Genomic DNA, 20,446 nt, shown 5'->3' with positions numbered 1-20,446 from the left:
TATTTAATATATTTTTCTTTTCCCCCCTTAAATCTAAATATATTAACGTATTTATAAATGGAGATTAATTTTCCTATTTTCATGTAAACTTTATGGATCTAGTGGTTACATAAAAATCAATATACTCTACTATAACAGTATTTTATTGTGCTTATAGTATAATTTGTATTTATGGAAATTATAATAATTCAGAAAGGAATAATAATTAATGGGTAATCCTATACTTGATACAGAAAAACTTAGAGAAGAATTAGAAAGACTTATTTCACTAAAAGGCTTAAATCATAAGGATGTATTAAAATTAAGTCAAAGATTAGATAAATGTATATTAATGTATTATTCAGAAAAATATTAGTTATTTTTTATTGTGCTATTGAACAGTTAATTTATGAGTGACATCGCGAATTGGATAAGATAATAAATATAATTATAAATAGAAAAGGTGGTAACTTAAATTGAAACAATTAAAATTTAAAGCTTGGGATAATTATAGACAGAAAATGCATAAACTACAAGGCATGACTTTTGATGCAAAAAGCTTCCTTCCTTCTGCTCTTAAACTCCCTGGTGTGACTTGGAGGCCCGTTGAAGAATACGAATTACTTCAATGGGTATACTTATCTGATAAAAATGGAATCAATGTATATGAAGGGGATTATATTAAGATTTCATCTACTGTTTACAATGTGGTTTGGAATGATACTATAAGGAATTTTCAGCTTGAAGGTATGGAAGACTCTTCAAGTCGGAGTATTATTGACGTCTCTTTGGGAGATATCCTTGGAAATAAATTTGAAAATCCAGATTTATATAATAAATAATTTATTACTTTTAGGCTTATATGTCACGTGCTAGCTGTAATTTTAAAAATTATTTTTATTAACATAAATATATATTAACTTTTTACCATATGTATTAGTAAAACCCTTTTAATCAATTAAATTATAGAATATAATAGAAGAGTTACAATCTATAAATTTTTTAATAGAGGAGTGCTGCATATGTTTATTTACATCCTCATTTTTCTCGCTAAAATAATTGAGGTTTCCTTAGCAACAGTTAGAACAGTCCTTATAACTAGGGGTGAAAAATTTTATGGTTCTATTATCGGCTTTTTCGAAGTAATTATATGGTTGTATTTAATTACCACAGTACTTATTGGAATAAATGAGGAACCATTCAAAATGGTAGCATATGCATTAGGATTTGCTTGTGGAAATTATATTGGTTGCATTTTAGAAGAAAAACTAGCACTAGGACTAGTAACCATAAATGCAATAGTATCTGAAAAAGATGGCCCGACACTAGCTAAAATATTGAGATCAGAAAATGTAGGAGTTACTATTATGGACGCAGAAGGTCTAAAAGAATCTAAAAAAATACTTGTATTACATGTTAAAAGAAAAAGAAAGTCTAAAATATTACAATTAATAACAAATTCCAATATTAACGCTGTAATTTCCCTAGTGGATACTAAAACTATATATGGGGGTTATGGTATTAGAAAATAAGTGCCACCCAAGTGGCAAATGGCATTGATGCCACTTGCCACTTGGGTGGCACAATCTCTATTTAAGTTTATTAATACTTTTGTATAAGAAAAATGCTGTTAATGCTGTAGCAATCAAATCTGCACAAGGTTGTGAAAGCCATAGTCCATCCAATTCAAAAAATAATGGAAGTATAAGAATAAGAGGAATTAGTACTATGACTTGTCTCAAAATACTTAGAATCATTGAGGTTTTCGCCTCATTTATTGCTTGAAAATAGCTTGCTCCTAAAATTTGAAAACCTAAAATAGGTAAAAGTATCAAGTCAATTCTAAGTCCACGTGCCCCCATATTTATTAGTTCCGGATTATTACCTACAAACACACCAATAAGAGGCCTGGCAAACAGTTGTACACTTATAAATCCAATTGTAGCAATGCAAGTCCCTGCGATTATTGCATACTTTAAAACCTTTAAAACTCTTGAATAGGATTTAGCCCCATAATTATATCCTATTATAGGCTGAATTCCTTGACTTATACCAAATATAGGCATAAAAATAAGCATTGATATACTATTTAATATTCCCATTGCAGCTATTGCAGTATCCCCTCCGTAAGCATAAAGACCTTTATTATATAAAATAATTACAAGGCTTGATGCAATTTGCATAGAAAAAGGCGCCATACCAATAGCAAAAATATCCTTTACAATGTGTGTATGAAGCTTTAAATTTACTTTCTTTATTTTAAGTACACTTCCACTGTTTTTAGAAGTAAAATATTTAAGTACCCATAGAGTATTAAAAGCTTGAGAAATTATGGTTGCTATTGCAGCACCCTCAACTCCCATATTAAAACCGAATATTAATATTGGATCTAATATAATATTAATAATTGCACCAAATACCATTGTTAGCATTGCCATTTTTGGATTGCCTTCAGCTCTAATTATATTATTTATACCAAATCCTATATTTTGAAAAACCGCTCCCATAAGTATGATTTGTATATATGCTTTTGCATAGGGGATACTCTCTCCACTTGCTCCGAATAAGATTAAAAGCTTGTTTAAAAACAAAACTCCAATCAAGCTAAGTACTAATGATATTATTGTTATGAGTATCACTGCATTTCCCAAAATATCATCTGCGGCCTCTTTGTTTTTTTCTCCTAGTCTTATTGATATAACTGCACTAGCACCTATTCCAACAAGCATGCCAAAGGCCATTATAATAACTGATATTGGAAAGGTTATAGCAAGTCCTGATAGTGCATTTGATCCTACACCCTTAATATGACCTATATAAATTCTATCTACAATGTTATATAGTGCATTGACAATCATTCCGGTTATTGCAGGTATAGAAAACTTAAAAAGTAGTTTTCCTATACTTTCTGTTCCTAGTGCTTTTGTTTGATTCATAAAAATTATCCTCCATATCAAAATATAAATATAAAATGTCTGAGTATGAAAATTTCACCATTACTATATCTACTTTATAGTATAACATATGTTTTTATTATTATTAAATCATTGAATTTTAAGATTTCATTAAATATTTTCACCAAAAATATGATATAATAATTCTTTATTGTCTTCTCTACATTTAATTTAATTTAATTTAAATATAGAGAATAAATTATAGAGAATAAATTATAGAGGATAAAATTGTTAGGAGTGACAAATTATGAAAAATACAATATTAACACCTAGTGGAGTAGCAAAATTAGAAGAAGAATTAGAACTTCGTACTGGGGAAAAAAGAAAAGAAATAACAGCAGCAATTAAAGAAGCAAAGGGTCACGGTGATTTAAGTGAGAATGCAGAATATGATGCAGCTAAAGATGATGAAGCCACCAATAATGATAGAGTAATTAAGATTCAAGAATTGCTTAGAAGTTGTACTGTAGTAGAAGACTACAGTAATGATGAGCATTTAGGTCTTGGTGGTGAGGCTGATATTAAATTCCTTGATACAGATGATATTGAGAAAGTATGCCTTGTATCTACAGTAGAGACTGACCCCGAGTTAATGAATATAAGTATTGAATCTCCACTAGGCATGGCAATATACAAGAAATCCCTTGGAGATAAGTGCATTGTTTTAGCTCCAGAGGGTAATTATGAAGTAACTATAGAAAAAATTTACTAATAAAATAAAGCTAAAAAATATAAGCAGAGATAATTCTCTGCTTATATTTTTTAGTTTCATTATGCTTTCTACTTGTTATTATCAACCATATTTTTTTCTGCTGCTTCTACCATTCGCCTTACCATCTCTCCACCAACATTACCTGAATTCTTTATCTTATTTACAATTCCACTAGGAACATCTCCCATATATACACTTTTGTTTTCAATGTCGCCTAGTCCCATGTCTTCCGCTACTTCCATTTTGAATTTTTCAAGTTTTCCCATTGCTTCTGGTACTAATGTTCTTTTAGTCATCTTAATCCCTCCCTATAATTTTTATTTCTACTTTGCATATCTACAATTAGTATTTTTAAAAAGGGATTTTTTATTCATTAGCTTTACTTAGCTTGTTTAGATTCATTCCATTCTTTTGCATAATCTTCCAATACTTTATGTAAAACTTTTCCGACTTCAGAATAAGATTCATCATTAAGATTTGCAAGTGATATTCTGATAGCCCACTCTGGGCCATGGAATCCACTACTGCCTAACAAAACTATAGAAGATTGCTCTGCTAGACGTATAAGAATGTCCACTGGTTTATAATTTGCTTGTAAATATTCCATAAATTCTGCATTATATTTTCGACCTGCCCACTCTAGTAAATCAAATTGAGTATAGTAAGACGCATCGAAAGGATCTTCCTGTAAATCCAGTCCCAATCCATCGGACAAAAGTTTTTTGCGGTTACGACAAATATCTTTTGTTAATTGTTTATATTTATTTTCTTTATCAATTATAGCAAATACCGAAAAAAACGCCATTTGAACTTGTTGTGGGGTTGATAATCCTGCAGTATGATTAAGTGCTACCTGACGGCTATCTGCTACTATTCTATCGATAAAAGCAATATTATCAGGCTCAGTAGAAATTCCGCCGTAGCGTATTCTTGCCCTCCCCTTCTTGTCTTCATCTTGCTGCCTTAATAGTTTATCAAATACATTGTCTTCATAAAGTGAAATAGTTCCAAGACGCCAGCCAGTTACTCCAAAATATTTTGAATAAGAATACACTCCAATTGTATTGTATGGCAAATCTGCCATTAATGAACGGAACTTGTCTACAAAAGTACCATATACATCATCTGAAATAATCATTAAATCTGGATTAACATTCTCTACAATGTTTTTTAACTGATTAACAGTTTGGGGTTGCATTGCAACAGAACCTGGATTACTTGGATTAACTATAAATAATGCCTTTATGCTTGAATCATTTATTTTATCAATTTCTTTAGAAGAATATTGCCATGTATGTCTACCATCTTCAGTTATTTCGTCAGCCAAAACCTCAACAACTTCAAAATTATAGCGTGGTAAATGAGGTATCTCAAGATAAGGTGTGAAAATTGGTGCCATAAGTGCGATTTTATCTCCCTTTGACAATATATTATTTGCAATCAATGTATCAAAAATATAGCACATCGCGGCCGTAGCACCTTCAACTGCAAATGTTTTAAACTTCCCTGGAAGTAGCTCATTGTAACATAACTCCTGAACAAGATAGTCGTTTACTACACTTTCAACATGTACTAACATTCTATCTGGTTTCGGATAATTATCGCCAATAATTCCATCTACTAATTCGTAAATCCAATCATCTGAATTAAATTTTTTGACTATTATACCGTAATCAATCATTTTACAAAGAAGTTCAATTCCTGGAGCATCTTGATGTTTTTTTGCAAAATCTATAAAATGCTCTGTAATTCCTTCTTTCCTCGGCATTCCAGCTAAGTCGTTCTCACTCCACACCTTGCGACTTTCTTCAATAGCAAATTGACCAAAAGTAAAAAATGCTTCTCTTGGAGATGCTGCAATCCAATTAGGATTTCCTCTACCTGCATCCAGAAGTGTGTGTGTACCACTTTTCTTTGATTCTTCCGCAAGATTGATTAATTTATCTTTAAGTTCAAAAGGGCTTATTTTACCATAAACCTCTTCTATTTCTTTACGCTGAAGACTTAACTTATCCAATATCTGATACCCCCTATTTATAATTAATTTACTATTTATTATTATGCCTAAATAATTTCATTTTAACCTAATAGCCTGATTCCATCAAAAAATAAGCTACCATATCGTAGAAAGACCACCTTATAAAAGGTGGTCTTTCTTACTATAAATACTATTTATATTGCTGAAACCTCAATTGCTTGAAGTCCCTTAGGTCCTTCTTCTGTTTCAAATTGAACTTTTTCGCCATCTTCAAGACTTTTTCTTGAATTTTGAATTGCAGATGTATGAACGAAAATATCTTTTTCACCTTCAACTTCAATAAATCCAAATCCTTTTTCTGAGTTAAACCATTTTACTGTTCCGATTTTCATTAATTATCCTCCAAATACAAAACACTATTTTGTGAGATACATTAATTTTGCATCAACAATGCTTCTTTAACAATATAACACAACATTCAAAAAATATCAATTTTCTGTGTTCCTATTTTAGATCACTTATGAAATTTGGAAGATCAAAGCAAGATTTTGCAATGTTCTTTGTTAAATAGCGAGTTTCAAAAGGCAATTTACTTACATCCATATTGCTAGGATCATAAACATCTGACGCCATTGTAAAACTCCATAATCCACCTGGATAAGTTGGAACAAACGCTATATAAGTTTTTACAATTTTAAAGTTCTTCTTCAATATGCTTCTTGTATTCTCAATTATGTTACGATGTATCATTGGCGATTCACTTTGACATACCATTACTCCGTCAGAATTCAATGTTTTCTTTACATTTTTATAAAATTCTTCTCCAAATAAATCCTTAGCAGGTCCCTCAGGATCTGGTGAATCCACCATGATTATATCGTACTTAATATCAGTACTCTTTACATATTCAACTCCATCTCCGAATTTAAAATTGATTCTTTTATCAAAATCAGAACCTCCACTTATTTCCGGAAGGAATTTTATACATTCTTTTGTTACTACTTCGTCAAGTTCCACCATATCAATTATCTCAAGGTCCTCATACTTTGATAACTCTCTTACCGCTCCACAGTCTCCTCCACCAATTACCAATACTTTTCGTGGATTTTTATGAGTAAGTACTGGAATATGAGTAATCATTTCATTATATATAAAGCCATCTGCCGAAGTGGTCTGCATTACACCATCAAGAACAAGACACGGACCAAATGCCGCAGAATCAATAAGTGCTACCTCTTGATATGGAGACTTAGAATAGGAAAAACATTTATTGATTTTGTAAGTAATTTTCAAATTTTTCTTCTCAACTTCAACTTCTTCAAACCATAGTTCATTATCAATTTCTTTAAAATACGTTGGTAACTCATTCATTTTCATAATAATTCCTCCATTGTAATAAATATATCTACCTTTTGTATCTCAAAAAGTTAGCACACCTAGTATACCATAAATTTAAATAAGCTAACAATCATAAATTTATGATTGTTAGCTTACTTTTCTATTACATTCTATTCCAAATTTTTTCTCTTACGCCAGTAATTCCTTTACAAGAGGATTTATCTTCTTGCTATCATACTTTCCTTTTAAGTGTGGCATAACAGCCTTCATAACCTTACCCATGTCACCATTTCCCTTAAAACCATTTTCTGCAATAACTTCAACGACAATTGCCTTTGCTTCCTCGTCTGTAAATTGCTTTGGCATATAAGCTGTGAACATTTCAATGGCAATCTCTGTCTCAGCTATAATCTCTTCTTTGCTCGCTTGTTTTGCATAGCTAAGAGTTTCATTTAATTGTTTAATTGTTTTCTCAATAATACCTATTAACTCATTGTCTTCAAGTTCTTTCTTTAAGTCCATTTCCTTATATTTAACCTCAGCCATTAAAGTCCTTAAAGCAGTTAGTCTTATCTTATCCTTACTCTTCATATACTTAATAATATCATCTTTTAATGTTTGTTTTAACATATGTACGTACCTCCAATTGATTTAGTGTTTTTCAATAAATTATCTTATATTATATTGTTCTATATACATTATACCCTTAATTTGCTATAAAAGACAAACTGACATGGTATTTCTAAAAAAACCATAAACATCTGAATTCAAAGCATTATAATGTTATAATATATATATTAAAATTAGTTAAGAGGCGACATACATGAAATGGATACGGAAAGATGTAAAGGAAGTGTTATTTTGATTAGTTATATTAATAATAAAGTGCATGAATTTGAAACCCTAGATAAAGCCTTTGCTAATAACACATCAAATACAAAAGAAGTGTTTTGGCTTAATATTAATAATCCAACTGATAGTGATTTTGAATTTTTGAAAGGTAAATTTAATTTTCATCCTCTCACTATTGATGACTGCATTCATAAGAGTAGGAGGAGTAAAATAAACGACTACAATGATTATCATTTTTTAATTATTGCCACATCAGATAGTCATCCAAATAATACATTTTCTTATAATAACATATATGTATATATTAGCTCGGATTATATTATAACAATACATTATGGCGAAAGCAAATCAATAAAAAAAATTATAAATGGCATAGACAAAGGTTTAGCCGTTGTTTCTAATGGAAGTGATTTTGTTTTATATCATATTCTTGATGAAGCAATAGACCAATTATTTGTTATAACTGATAAACTTGAAGAAAAAATCAATATCTTAGAAGAAGAATCCATGAACAACCCTGTTCAAAATACACTTAACAATATTATGAGAGTAAAAAAAAGCGTTATTAAGCTACGACGAGTTGTTTCTCCGCTACGAGAAGTATTAAATACTCTTTTGAGGCATGATGATATTATAACTGAAAAATACAGATTATATTTCTCTGATATATATGATCATATACTTCGTATATATGATTTAATTGAATCTGACCATGAAATGGTTACATCTTGTTTAGAGCTTTATTCTTCGCAATTATCTAATTCCATGAATAAAGTTATGAAGGTTTTAACTATAATCACTACAATTATGATGCCACTTACAATTATAACAGGAATTTATGGTATGAATTTTGAAAATATGCCCGAACTACATGCTAAATACAGTTATTTTATTGTTATATTTATAATGATTTTTAGTTCTTTATGCGAAATCATATATTTTAAAAAGAAAAAATGGTTGTAATAATCTCATCACTATTCTAAATTAATTTCTAAAATTTCTGGCATAGCAAAAAATCTTATAGGTAGCATTCCATTACCTATTCCACGGGTTAATACTATGTCTCTATTTTCCTCATGAACTATCTTCTTTATATACTTTTGACCATATTTAGAAGATGTGTATGGTGCATATAATCCAAAAAAATTTATTTGGCCCCCATGAGTATGCCCTGATAGTGCTAAGTCATAATTAATCAGATTTTTATAATCACTGAAAAAATCCGGGTTGTGGCATATAGCAATAGTGAACTTATTACTATTTTCTTCAAGCATGCTAATTTGGGGATTTCCTTCAAATAAATCATCTATTCCTACTAGCTTTATACTATCTTCCCCAAAATTAATGAATTCCTTTGTATTTTTAAGTAACTTAAAAGAACTTGAGCTAATTTCATTTAATAGGGCATCCTTCCTATTATAATAATCATGATTTCCTAAAACAGTATAAATCCCTAGCTTAGCTTTTAAGTTTCTTAAAATTTCAAACTCTTTATCTAAATAAACACTTACGTCCCTTTTGCTTTTCACTGAAATATCTAAATAATCTCCACCTATTATTATAATATCTGCCTCTAGTTTATTAATTCTATCTACTACACTTATCAACCTTTTGGACCTAAAGGTCTTCCCATAGTGAATATCTGATATAAAAATTATTTTAAATTTTTTAAAACCTTTTGGTATCTTGCTATTCACAACTCTAATCCGTCGAACTCTATAAACTTGAGCTTCAATTAGAATCCAAAATGTAAAAAAAAGAAATAAGTATATTAAAATGTGAAATGTATTAGTCATAATTTTTCCCCTTTTCGAAAAAAAGCATTTCCACCCCTTTAGCAAATACATTTTCTATATTTAAATCATTTTTGTTAACTATTACAATGTCCGCATCTTTGCCTTCCTTTAATTGTCCTTTACTATGCAGTTTTAAATTCCTAGCTACATTTGAAGTAACTACTTTTAGTGCAGTCTCTAAGTCTACTCCCTCTTTAAGTACTGCATCTCTAACCTCTTTATACAAAGACTTAATCGACCCAACTCCTAAACCTATAAATTCTCTCTTTTCATTAAAGATAGGCATACTTCCTTGTCCATCAGAAGTAAATTGAATTTGTTCTACTGGTATTCCTCTGTCTAGTGCCATTTTAAGACCTGTACTTGCTTTAACTTCATCTACCTCAAGATGCTGTGGATCAAAGCTAGTAGTCATATCAATAATTCCTCCCAGTTTAGCAAATTCTATTCCTGCATTAAACACAGAAATACTTCTGTTAACATGAGTTGGTATAACCTGTTTAATTGGTATTTCAGTTTGCTTTACCATATTGACTAAATATTCTAGCCTTCTCTCTCCATCGCCAAGATGTACATTCACAATTCCAGCTTTACCTGAAAGGATTCCGCCTACTCTAGCCTCTGCTACTACCTTTATAAATTCTTCAAAAGTAGGCTGTGAGGACCTATGATCTGAAAGAGCTATCTCTCCTATTCCAATAACCTTGTCTACAATCATAATGTCAGAGCGGCAACTGTTTGTAATGGTATTTACCGGTATTTCGTAGGATCCTGAGTAAATATAAGTGCTAATTCCTTCCTCTTCAAGCCCCCTCGCTTTGGCAAGAAGTGATCTTACATCTCTACATACCCCATCAGTACCTAAACAACCTACCACTGTTGTGACACCACCAGCTATAATTTCCGAAAGCTGAATCTCAGGTGTTCTGGTCTTAAATCCACCTTCTCCCCCTCCCCCTAAAATATGTACATGAGAATCGATAAAACCTGGAAATATAAGTTTTCCTGTTGCATCGATTACTTTTATTGTGGCAAATTTCTCTGGAATTGAAATATTTTGAGCAATAGCCTCAATTTTTCCTCCCGCAATGATTAAATCTACTTTCCCTATATACTCTGGTGCATAGACTTCTCCGTTTTTAATTATTGTAATCATAAAATTCCTCCTTGCTGTTTATTCAAAATACCCTATACAATTCATTATGACACTTCCCAGCTAATTTGTCATATACAAAAATACATTAAAATCCTTATCTTTATATAAAAAAAACATAAATAACTTTAATAAATTAAAGTTATTTATGCTAATTTCCCGACTTTTATCCATTGAGCCTCACATCATTGAAGTCTATCAACATCAACGAATTTTCTAAGAATCTCATCATAATTAATTTTATAATCTAGATAAGTTCATCTCTATATTTTCATAATGAACAAATCTTTACATCTCTATATCCTTCCAGCACTCCTTAAAGCTAATTCTCCAAAGGATTACATTAACTATTAAAAGTAGCACCGCATAAACATCAACAAATATCATATTATTTCTAATAATTATATGTATTCCAGCAAAGCCGCAAAGCAAAAAAATTGTGATTACGGATGGCATTATAAGCTTCCCACTATCTGCCGTACCAAACTTTACGCTAAAGGGCATTGCCTTATTGGATACTTTAAAATACACTAATGATGATATTATAAGAACTAAAAACATTACTATTAAGTCTATAATTATTGATGGTCCTTTAAATATTATAAACACTATAGACTCTAATATATAGACTGGTATTATTAGCTTGAATATAGTTCCTTTTATTGCTCCTTTTAATAGTACTCCTGGTTTTTCTATAGGCAATACCTTGTATATAAAAGCCCCCTTATAATTATCACTATTATTTATAAACGCTGTACAAAAGCATAGTAAGAATATACTCGTATACATTAATAAATGAATTTTCCCACCATAGCCTGTTTGAATATTAGCCATGAGGGATTTACCACTTCCCCTATCCATAAACACAAATAGGATTGGTATAAAAAACGCCATTGCAAGTGATGGATACACCTTAAGCTTCAAGTTTCTTTCTGTGGATATCATGTTTTGAGTAAATTTAAACATACTTTTTTCAATCTTATCTTTGCAAACAAGCCCTGCTATAAAATTTTGCCTAGCTGCGCTTCGCTTACTTACAACTCCTCCATTTTCATTTAATTTTTGAAGGTTCTTTTCAAAATAAGGTACTACTCTTTTAATATAAAGCGTAATTAAGGTAATGGGACCTACTATTGCAAGTGAAAGTAAAATTTTTAAGAAAGATTGTTTATTCCCATCTATCAATATTCCAAAGGGAGATGCAAACCACATAGATGGAAGTAGTGCATGCCAAATTTTAGGCACATATTCACTATTCATACCTTTCATATCAAAAACCCTAGCAACTAGCTGATACCCGAAGGCAAATACAAATGCTAATAATATTTGAAAATAGTTTATTATATCCTTTAGTTTTTCTCCATCAAAAAACTTTAAAACTAAAGTATATAATAGCGCTGTTAAAGCTATAACTATTAGTACTGCCAGTATATTTTCTATACTAAATATAACAAAAAATAAAGCTCCATATTTTACTGTACCAAGAACTAGTGGAATCAAATTTAATGACAGTGATAAACCCATTAAATATATACATATATGAGTAGTCTTAGCTGCATTAAAGGTCCTACTATCTATAGGTCTCGGTAACAATATATTTTTTTCTTTTACATCTAGTAAAACTGCTGAAAAGTCAGATATCATAAGTGATATCATCATAAATAGATTTATACCTATTACAATATTTGTAGCTTTCATAGCTGGCATATCACCCATCATTATTAATCCAATAAAAATACTCATAAATACATTGACCATCAATAAGGATAAATAATTATTCTTATCCTTATCCTCATCTGTCTTTTTATTATTTCCCATAGCAGTACTTACTCTACGACCATCCATGGTTAGCTTTATCTGCAGAATCATTCTCATAGTCTTATAATTAATGCCTGATTTTTTATATAATAATTGAAATTTATCTAATATTTTAAGCACGATGAAATCTTTCATATTTACACCTCACAAACCAAAGAAACAAATTCTTTTGCAATCTCTGCATGCTCATTAAAGCCTGTTAATTGATTGAATATTTCTTCAAGTGAACCTTCCTTTTGATTATTCTTAAGCTGCTCAAAACTTCCATCTGCAACTACTTTTCCATCATTTAAAAGTAAGATTCTATCACTTACTTTCTCTACAACATCCATTATATGTGAAGAATAAAATATGGTTTTACCTCCCTTTGCAAGAGTGTTCATAACCTCTTTAAACACCATTACACTATTAGCATCTAGTCCACTTAAAGGCTCATCGAAAAATAATATTTCTGGATTATGAATCAAACTACATATTATAAGTAGCTTTTGCTTCATACCTTTTGAATATGAAGATATTCTTGAATTTATAACGTCTTCCATTCCAAATAAGCACATCATTTTTTTTGCTCTCTCAATAAGGTTTTTCTCTTCTAATCCATATATTTCACCTAGAAAGCTTAGATACTCATAAGCAGTTAAGTTTTCATATATGTCTGCAATCTCTGGTACATACCCTATTTTCTTTTTATATTCTATGCTTCCATCACTTATATCTTGTCCTAATATTTCAACTGTTCCTGTGTATCCTTCTAATATCCCTAGCATTATTTTTATAGTTGTACTTTTACCGGCGCCATTAGTCCCTATATAACCTATTATCTGCCCTCTAGGAATTTCTAAATTTATCCCATTAAGCACCTTTTTACTACCATAGCTCATTTGTAAATCTTTAATTGATATTATAATTTCTGAATTTTCCATGATACCTCCCCCTCTTTAGTTCTTTCTATTCATTGAAACTCTTATATAAAAAACACCCATAAATATAAGCCCTTAAGTTTATCAATTGCGTATTTGCGACTTTAACTATTCGGCAAAATTTACATTATATATAAATTATAACATTATTATAACTAATAGGTAATAGTTAATAAAGTTTTCTCTGTAAAAAGATAATTTCTTTAACGACATTTCATAAGGAAAGTGATGATTTAATAGTAAATAGTGTATCACTTTCCCCTTTTTATAATTTGTACGCGCGCTTTATGCGCAGATTTTAATAGCATGATTGATGTGTATATTGCAACTATTACCACTAACCATTTAACAATACCTAGTGGTAGGGATTTAACAATATATGCAGCAATTAATACTCCAACACTTCCAAACAACGTAATAGCTATGGATGCTTTTCTATCATATGCCCCATTTTTTACAAATTCAATAGATCCCGCCGGCATAAGGAAAGCACAGGAGCCCATCATTATTGGAAAAGCAGCAAGAGGATTCATTCCAAGTGCATAAATTAATGCCATACAAGGAGCATAAAGACCAACACCTAGTTGCATTAGAGCTCCAAGTATAAAATTACAACCAATGGCTATCATAAGCCTCGTTCCTGTAAGCCCATTAGCTGTTCCCGCGATTGGCATAAAATGCAACAAATCTGAAAGCATAATAATAGCAACCGTAATTAGTGCGAGTCCCATTCCAATTCTTACTTTTCTTATGTTAAATCTTGCAACAATATCTGCTCCCATTATTGCACCTAAAACTGCAGCAATAATCATTGAAATCAATGTTATTTTATCAACTTTTATTACAGTAAAAAAAATAATTGCCTCCAAAACTGTAGGAATTGTACAAGATACATTTAAAGTACCGGGAAGGGTTCTATCCTCAGTCAATTCTAAGAACCTTACTATGGATGTTATAATAGCAAAACTTCCTACTCCTAAAGTATCAAAAAAATTAGCTATAAACCCTATTATACCAAAAGTAATAAAATTTCTATTGCGGATTTTTTCTGCCTTTGCTGCTTTGAGTAGGTCATAAATATATATAAAGGCAAAGTATAATGTTAACAAAATTAGTAACCCTAATAGTATTTTAACCATACAACATCCCCATTCCTGAATTTATAACAATACATTATATACCATTAAGAATAGTATATTCTATGCAAATGTCTTCTATACGAAAATGTTTGTACCTATAACTAAATAAAAAAAGTTAAACCACTCCTTTATGAAGTTGTTTAACTTTTTTATTACCAATTGAATCAATAATGTTCTATTTCCATATGCGCTAATTTATTTTATGGTGATGGTTTAATTTCCACAAAAACTAATTTCCCGTTTGAAATTGATGCCAAATAATTCGTGTATATACCAATAAATTCACCCTTGAAATCTATTTTTTTATCATCACTTACCCTAATTATACTATTATCAGAAATAGTATATACATCTCCACTTTTAAGAATTATTAATTTGTTAGGTGAAACATTTCCTTTTAAGTTTAACTGTTTCCAACTAGATTTGTTATCCGAAAGTTTTCCGTAATGTAAGTTACTAACGTTTCCATTTTCATTTTTCCCAACATAAATATTATCTTTTCCATCCGCACCTAATAAAAGTAAGTTAGTAGAACCATTTATCTTTATGATTCTTTCTTTTGTATTTGTTCTTATAAAATTGTTAGTTAAATCTTCATAAGCCAAATGATCATCGTGGGATGCAACAGCCATTCTACTAATACTTCTACCATGTGTTTGTATTTTAGTCATTTCTTCATTTATATCAATTCTATATACAGAACTTGTTATTTTATTACTGTATGTTTTTAAATACATTAATCCAGTTAAAGTAGATACTTGAATATCAACTTTTGTTTTTTCATCCACTAGTTTTATAGCATTTGCAATATCTAAGCTATAATCTCTTATTTCTTCTTTTGTTTCCTTTTCAGCATCATAGGTGAAAAATTTTATATATCTTGAATTACCAACGGTAAGCTTCTCTGCTAACATTATCTTATTAGCATCTGGTAACCATTTATAGGATATACACTTAGCCCCTCTAAATTTAATACTTTTAAAATTGCCAGTGCCTGTATCTAAGACTTTTAGATCTCCGCTGTTATCAAAATATGTAGTATATGAACCATCATATGAAAGAGAGACATCTGAATAACCCTGTGGAAAGGTAACATTAGGTTTTAATGTTTTTTTCTTTATTATATCTTGAATTTTAGTTATTTTAATGTTATGTTCATCTGAAAAATATATTTTATCCAAAAATAGGTATAATGAACATTGAAGAATCAGTGATATTACTATCCATCGGATAAATACTTTTGAAGCTTTCATTCATTTCACCTCCTATTTTTTAACATAAAATATTGTTGGAATAGGGCGTTCACCAAACTTACCACTTGGATTGTTTAAAACTTTTCCATCATAATACATAGTTGTTGAAGCCCCTCCATCCAAATTAATCGCATTAAAGGCATTTTCTTGTTTCATTATATCTTGTACATCTTTTATTGTAGCTCCAATTTGAAGTCCTTGTCTTCCGTCTATTACAAGTAACAAGATCGCCCCATCTTCTTTCCTTTGACCAATGGCAGTTCTTGGTGCAGGGCCTTGATTATCTATATTTACACCATCTTCTCTATTTTTAGTAATACCATCTAATATTAAAATTGGTCCAAATGTCATTGCATCTGTTACTTGATTTTTCCTTAGCTCATTTAAGCTATACTTTCCAACAATTAATACACCATTTTTGGTTATACCTACTAGATCTCCAGCTATTTTCTTATTTGGATCTGCTATCTCTTTAGGATAAATAACATTACCAGCTGCCATAACTATACCAATTGGTAATGCCCCTGTTCCAGTCCATGTAGCTGTGGAGTTTTGTGCTTTGTCTGTGAATCCACCGCCATTTATAGCCGCTATTGAATTAAATTCTTTGGCAATGGTACTAGTTTTTTCTCCTTGTTCTCCTAATAATTTAGAGTACCCTACCTTCAACATTCTTGGATTATGTACAACCATCATTAATCCACTAAATTTTTTTCCTTGAATTTTTTTTAATTCTATACTATTATCATTTAAATTTGTGTTTATATTATTTAAATCTTGTTGTTGTGTGGAATTATCACTCGAATTTGTATCTGCAGGCACAGTTGAAATATCACCATTTCTTATTTTTTCTATTTGTGAATTTGACAAAAATAATGTAGCTAAATATTGATGCTTAAAACTAGACATAGCTGCACCAACCACCATCTTTTTAAGTGTATTAAAAGGTCCATAATACACTATAAATGGCGAAGTGGCTACGGAGAAAAAAAGTTCAAACATTATAAAATATACAAATAGCTTAAACCTTCTACTTTTTTTGTTTTTCCTCTTATCCATTATGCTATTATTGTTTCCCTTGAACATAGCTTTTCTCCTCTCAGTTACAGTTTATATTTCTATAAGATATTAATATAATTTTTTTATTGTATTTATCATAAATAATATCATATTGCCTTTGGAATCCACCAAATATTTCATCAGTAATCTCTCCACATGTTGCTACTCATTCCTTGGCAAGTTGTAGACAAAAACAAGAGAATGCCAGAAATTAACCTTAAAGATAAGTATTAGGTTAAGGATAAAATAAGGTAAAATCGTTTTGTCCTTGATTAAGGTAATACCATAAAAGTGGATACTACCAATCTCTCCCCTTTACTATCACATGGATTATTAATCACTTTTTCATTATAATACATAGATGAAGAACTTCCTCCATCAAGATTTGATGCATTGTAAGCTCCATGCTCTAAAAGTATATTTTGCACATCTAGTAATGTTGCTCCTAGTGATTCTACTCTTCTACCATCAATTGTAAGCATAATAACCGTGCCATCTGCTTTTTGTCCTATTGCTGTTCTTGGAGCCATTCCCATTCCACCATCGCTACCATCTTTAATTGTAGGTTTTCCATTAACTATAAGTGCAGGTCCAAAGCTAACAGCTTCTGTTGTATTAAGATTTTTTAATTCATTTAATGAATGATTGCCAACCAGAAGAATACCTTTGTCTGTAAAACCAACAATTTCTGTTTTTTTGGCATTGTCTTCTATATCATTAAAAATAACCTTTCCATTATGCATTATAAGTCCTGTTGGAGAGAACCCATTATCTAAATCGTCTGTAAACGCCCCTGCATTAATAGCGCATATTGCTTTATTTTCTTTAGCTATTTGACTTGTAGTTTTAACATTTTTTGAAATATCATTATTAACTCCAACAACAATTTTCTTACCGCCAGGTATCATTAAGATTTTACCTTTAAAATGCTTACCAATAATTTCATGCTCAGTAATAATATTTTCTTTTGTTTTACTTTCATCACTTGAAATTTTGTTGGTTACTAGGGTTGGATTTTTTTTATTATCCGCCAAAACCGGATTATTTTTTGCATTAGTAAGCATTATTCCTCCCATTAACGTTAATGCTAGTACAGGGATTATTGACCATTTATATGAATTTTTCTTAAACTTAGATATCATAGTAACTCTCCTTTTAATTTGAGATTTATTATTTATAATGCAAGCCATTCCATATGTGTGGGTTGTCTTTTTATAACTTTCTAATAATTTTATAATAGTTTTCCCATAATTTATATAATCATTTGAATTAACATAAGATAAAGCTAATGCATCACAAGCGAGTTCCTTATCATTACGCATTCTGTAAAATGAATACCATATAATAGGATTAAACCAATGTATTATTTGAAGTGCGCCAGATATACTACTTACTAGTATGTCTTTTCGTTTTATATGAGCTAATTCATGTAAAATTACAAACTCTAATTCATCTCGATTTAGACAATTTTCTATGTCAATAGGCAATAATAATTTTGGTTTTACAAACCCAAAAACACAGGGTGTTTTAACTAAATTAGTATTAATAATTTTTATATTAGATTTCAAATTAAGCTTATTTTTACATTGTAATAAAAGGCTTATAAATTCTTGATTTACACATATATGCTGATTTTTAAGCTTATCCTTTAATTTTACTGTCATAATAATTGTATAAGTAGCAATTATTATGACTCCCAGTAACCAGATGCAACTTATTAGCTGCAAATTCACGGAACTATCTTTAATTTTAATTATGTTTTTCCATAAAATTGTTAGGCTACTGCGTAGTCTAGTTTTGTCTTTACTTGCTGTTACATTTTCCTTACCTATTAGATTTTTATTATTTTCAGCTGATTTTGCCTCATTGTAATTTTGCATCTTCCCAGTTGTTTCATTTTTTAATGTATACTGGATTTGTGTAGGATTTTCATAGCTAAATTTAAAAATATTAAAAACACTTAATGAGCTTTGTGGTCCATAAGGTATTAATAATCTAATTATAAGAATAAGCCAAATAGCATAGTGCCACCTCACCCCTAGCTTCTCTTTAAACAATATCTTAAAAAGAAGAACTATTAAACTTAAAACACTTGCCAAAGCTGTTGAATATAATACCCACTTAAAAATAGATATAAGCCACAACATAACCACACCAATTTACCCTTTCTTTTTATCAAGAATATTTTTCAATTCCTCAATATCCTCATCAGATAATTCTGATTCATTTAAGAAATTAGCAATCATACCATTTAAAGAACCATTAAACACACGCTTTATAAAAGAGTCACTTTCAGCTTTTATACACTCATTTTCTGATAATAGCGGAAAATAATAATATGTTTTTTTATCCTTTTCATCTATTTTATAACCTAAAACTTCCTTTTTAATTAAACGATTTATTAAAGTTCTAATAGTATTTGACTTCCAATCAGTAATTTTACTTAAAGCATCAACAATCTCATTAGCAGTACAAGGAACATTACCCCAAGCATACTTCATTATTTCCCATTCTGAATTTGATATTTTAGATACATCTGCCATTTTCTCATCTCCTTTTATTTCAGATATATATTATCTTGGACTCACCATATATTACATGTGTAATATGTAATTGTCAATATAATTTATAATTATTTTACAATTTTCATAACAAGGCTATATATTCTTAATAGTAAACAGAAGTTTTTCAATGACTAAAGGTCTTTTTTGCTGTTCATCAAAAATATGATATAATAATTCTTAATTGGCTTCTCTATATTTAAATAAATTTGAGATGTCTAATTTGTTTAAATATAAAAAGCAGCACAGGGCATAAAAATATTGCAACTACAGTTTAAAAACTAAAAGGAGCTGATTTATATAAAAAAAATATATTTAAAGAATGGAAAAGAAGTTACTATTAGAGAGGCTTCAAAAGAAGATGCAAAGCTTATGATAGCTTTTTATAATCTAGTAGGTGGAGAAACTGACTTTCTTTCCTTTGGGAAAAATGAATTTATAAAGGATTTAACTGATTACGAGAGTTTCTTAGAAACTACCAGAAAGGAAGATAATTCAATAATATTACTTGCAGAAATCGATAATAAAATAATGGGTATAGCCACAATTAATTCTAGTTCCAAGTCTAGGTTTAAGCATGTTGGCGAATTTGGAATAGTTATAGCAGCGCAATATTGCAAGCTGGGGCTTGGTAGAAAAATTATGGTTAATCTTATAATATGGGCAAATGCAAATGGAATCACTAAAAAGATAAGCCTTGTAACTAGTGAAAATAATTATAGAGCCATGGAATTATATAAGAAAGTTGGATTTCAAGTAGAAGGTACACTAAAAAATGATACTTATGTAAATGGCGTTTATGGTAATACAATTGTAATGGGAATGATTCTTTAGGCTATTCTACCCAATATTAAAGATAAATCCTACAAAGCCTGCTTGTCATTCTTTAACACAAGATTTCCACCTAAAAAATAGATTAGAGAGATTATATCTA

21 protein-coding genes are annotated in these 20,446 nt (G+C 30.1%); 6 read left to right on the top strand and 15 right to left on the bottom strand.

Going from position 1 to position 20,446, the window contains the following annotated elements; genetic code table 11:
* The first annotated feature begins 208 nt into the window (after positions 1–208).
* From Ctaglu_RS12915 to Ctaglu_RS12905, 3 genes are all read left to right on the top strand, one after another.
* The gene (locus tag Ctaglu_RS12915) at positions 209–355 is read left to right on the top strand and encodes an aspartyl-phosphate phosphatase Spo0E family protein (RefSeq protein WP_125002294.1); all 147 of its coding nucleotides are present in this window, start codon (positions 209–211) and stop codon (positions 353–355) included.
* Positions 356–455: 100 nt separating this feature from the next.
* Positions 456–821, top strand: a complete 366-nt coding sequence (locus Ctaglu_RS12910) for a YopX family protein (protein WP_125002292.1) — start codon at positions 456–458, stop codon at positions 819–821.
* A gap of 180 nt (positions 822–1,001) precedes the next feature.
* A complete protein-coding gene (locus tag Ctaglu_RS12905; RefSeq protein WP_125002290.1) occupies positions 1,002–1,511 on the top strand; it encodes a DUF2179 domain-containing protein in 510 nt (169 codons plus the stop codon).
* A 57-nt stretch (positions 1,512–1,568) separates the two neighbouring features.
* Here Ctaglu_RS12905 and Ctaglu_RS12900 read toward each other — a convergent pair whose 3' ends face one another.
* Positions 1,569–2,915, bottom strand: a complete 1,347-nt coding sequence (locus tag Ctaglu_RS12900; protein WP_125002288.1) for an MATE family efflux transporter — start codon at positions 2,913–2,915, stop codon at positions 1,569–1,571.
* Positions 2,916–3,180: 265 nt separating this feature from the next.
* Between Ctaglu_RS12900 and greA the strand changes: the two genes are divergently transcribed.
* Positions 3,181–3,645, top strand: a complete 465-nt coding sequence (gene greA, locus Ctaglu_RS12895) for a transcription elongation factor GreA (protein ID WP_125002286.1) — start codon at positions 3,181–3,183, stop codon at positions 3,643–3,645.
* Positions 3,646–3,713: 68 nt separating this feature from the next.
* On the opposite strand, the gene Ctaglu_RS12890 is transcribed toward greA, so the two are convergent.
* The 5 genes from Ctaglu_RS12890 to Ctaglu_RS12870 all read right to left on the bottom strand — a co-directional run bounded on the left by Ctaglu_RS12890 (position 3,714) and on the right by Ctaglu_RS12870 (position 7,591).
* A complete protein-coding gene (locus Ctaglu_RS12890) occupies positions 3,714–3,941 on the bottom strand; it encodes an alpha/beta-type small acid-soluble spore protein (protein WP_125002284.1) in 228 nt (75 codons plus the stop codon).
* Between the two features lie 83 nt (positions 3,942–4,024).
* On the bottom strand, positions 4,025–5,662 hold the full coding sequence (aspD, locus tag Ctaglu_RS12885; RefSeq protein ID WP_125002282.1) for an aspartate 4-decarboxylase: 1,638 nt from the start codon (positions 5,660–5,662) through the stop codon (positions 4,025–4,027).
* A gap of 155 nt (positions 5,663–5,817) precedes the next feature.
* Complete coding sequence (locus tag Ctaglu_RS12880; RefSeq protein ID WP_125002280.1) at positions 5,818–6,015, bottom strand: cold-shock protein; 198 nt, start codon at positions 6,013–6,015, stop codon at positions 5,818–5,820.
* A 112-nt stretch (positions 6,016–6,127) separates the two neighbouring features.
* On the bottom strand, positions 6,128–7,000 hold the full coding sequence (gene speE, locus Ctaglu_RS12875; RefSeq protein WP_125002277.1) for a polyamine aminopropyltransferase: 873 nt from the start codon (positions 6,998–7,000) through the stop codon (positions 6,128–6,130).
* A gap of 150 nt (positions 7,001–7,150) precedes the next feature.
* Positions 7,151–7,591, bottom strand: coding sequence for a GatB/YqeY domain-containing protein (locus Ctaglu_RS12870; protein WP_125002275.1), 441 nt, complete (start codon positions 7,589–7,591; stop codon positions 7,151–7,153).
* A gap of 231 nt (positions 7,592–7,822) precedes the next feature.
* Here Ctaglu_RS12870 and corA point away from each other — a divergent pair, with 231 nt between their 5' ends.
* Positions 7,823–8,776, top strand: a complete 954-nt coding sequence (gene corA / locus Ctaglu_RS12865) for a magnesium/cobalt transporter CorA (protein ID WP_207669477.1) — start codon at positions 7,823–7,825, stop codon at positions 8,774–8,776.
* A gap of 11 nt (positions 8,777–8,787) precedes the next feature.
* Here the strand turns inward: corA and Ctaglu_RS12860 are convergent, their stop codons facing one another.
* The 9 genes from Ctaglu_RS12860 to Ctaglu_RS12820 form a co-directional block, all read right to left on the bottom strand.
* The gene (locus tag Ctaglu_RS12860) at positions 8,788–9,609 is read right to left on the bottom strand and encodes a metallophosphoesterase (protein ID WP_185732703.1); all 822 of its coding nucleotides are present in this window, start codon (positions 9,607–9,609) and stop codon (positions 8,788–8,790) included.
* Positions 9,602–10,765, bottom strand: coding sequence for a beta-aspartyl-peptidase (gene iadA / locus Ctaglu_RS12855; protein WP_125002269.1), 1,164 nt, complete (start codon positions 10,763–10,765; stop codon positions 9,602–9,604). Before iadA ends, Ctaglu_RS12860 begins: the two co-directional genes overlap by 8 nt.
* Before the next feature lie 285 nt (positions 10,766–11,050).
* The gene (locus tag Ctaglu_RS12850) at positions 11,051–12,715 is read right to left on the bottom strand and encodes a hypothetical protein (protein WP_125002267.1); all 1,665 of its coding nucleotides are present in this window, start codon (positions 12,713–12,715) and stop codon (positions 11,051–11,053) included.
* A 2-nt stretch (positions 12,716–12,717) separates the two neighbouring features.
* Positions 12,718–13,503 carry an ABC transporter ATP-binding protein gene (locus Ctaglu_RS12845; protein ID WP_125002265.1) on the bottom strand — a complete coding sequence of 262 codons (786 nt, stop codon included), beginning with the start codon at positions 13,501–13,503 and terminating at the stop codon, positions 12,718–12,720.
* Between the two features lie 248 nt (positions 13,504–13,751).
* A complete protein-coding gene (locus tag Ctaglu_RS12840) occupies positions 13,752–14,639 on the bottom strand; it encodes a sulfite exporter TauE/SafE family protein (protein ID WP_125002263.1) in 888 nt (295 codons plus the stop codon).
* Positions 14,640–14,839: 200 nt separating this feature from the next.
* Positions 14,840–15,892 carry a hypothetical protein gene (locus Ctaglu_RS12835; protein ID WP_125002261.1) on the bottom strand — a complete coding sequence of 351 codons (1,053 nt, stop codon included), beginning with the start codon at positions 15,890–15,892 and terminating at the stop codon, positions 14,840–14,842.
* A gap of 12 nt (positions 15,893–15,904) precedes the next feature.
* On the bottom strand, positions 15,905–16,978 hold the full coding sequence (locus Ctaglu_RS12830; RefSeq protein WP_125002259.1) for a phosphodiester glycosidase family protein: 1,074 nt from the start codon (positions 16,976–16,978) through the stop codon (positions 15,905–15,907).
* 245 nt (positions 16,979–17,223) lie between these two features.
* Complete coding sequence (locus tag Ctaglu_RS12825; RefSeq protein WP_125002257.1) at positions 17,224–19,098, bottom strand: M56 and phosphodiester glycosidase domain-containing protein; 1,875 nt, start codon at positions 19,096–19,098, stop codon at positions 17,224–17,226.
* Positions 19,099–19,110: 12 nt separating this feature from the next.
* Complete coding sequence (locus Ctaglu_RS12820) at positions 19,111–19,494, bottom strand: BlaI/MecI/CopY family transcriptional regulator (RefSeq protein ID WP_125002255.1); 384 nt, start codon at positions 19,492–19,494, stop codon at positions 19,111–19,113.
* Positions 19,495–19,803: 309 nt separating this feature from the next.
* Here Ctaglu_RS12820 and Ctaglu_RS12815 point away from each other — a divergent pair, with 309 nt between their 5' ends.
* The gene (locus Ctaglu_RS12815; RefSeq protein WP_307720488.1) at positions 19,804–20,346 is read left to right on the top strand and encodes a GNAT family N-acetyltransferase; all 543 of its coding nucleotides are present in this window, start codon (positions 19,804–19,806) and stop codon (positions 20,344–20,346) included.
* The last annotated feature ends 100 nt before the right edge of the window (positions 20,347–20,446 follow it).

The sequence above is a fragment of the Clostridium tagluense genome (assembly GCF_003865095.1).
Classification (GTDB): Bacteria; Bacillota; Clostridia; order Clostridiales; family Clostridiaceae; genus Clostridium_AD; species Clostridium_AD tagluense.
This window is presented reverse-complemented; position numbering and strand designations above follow the sequence as displayed.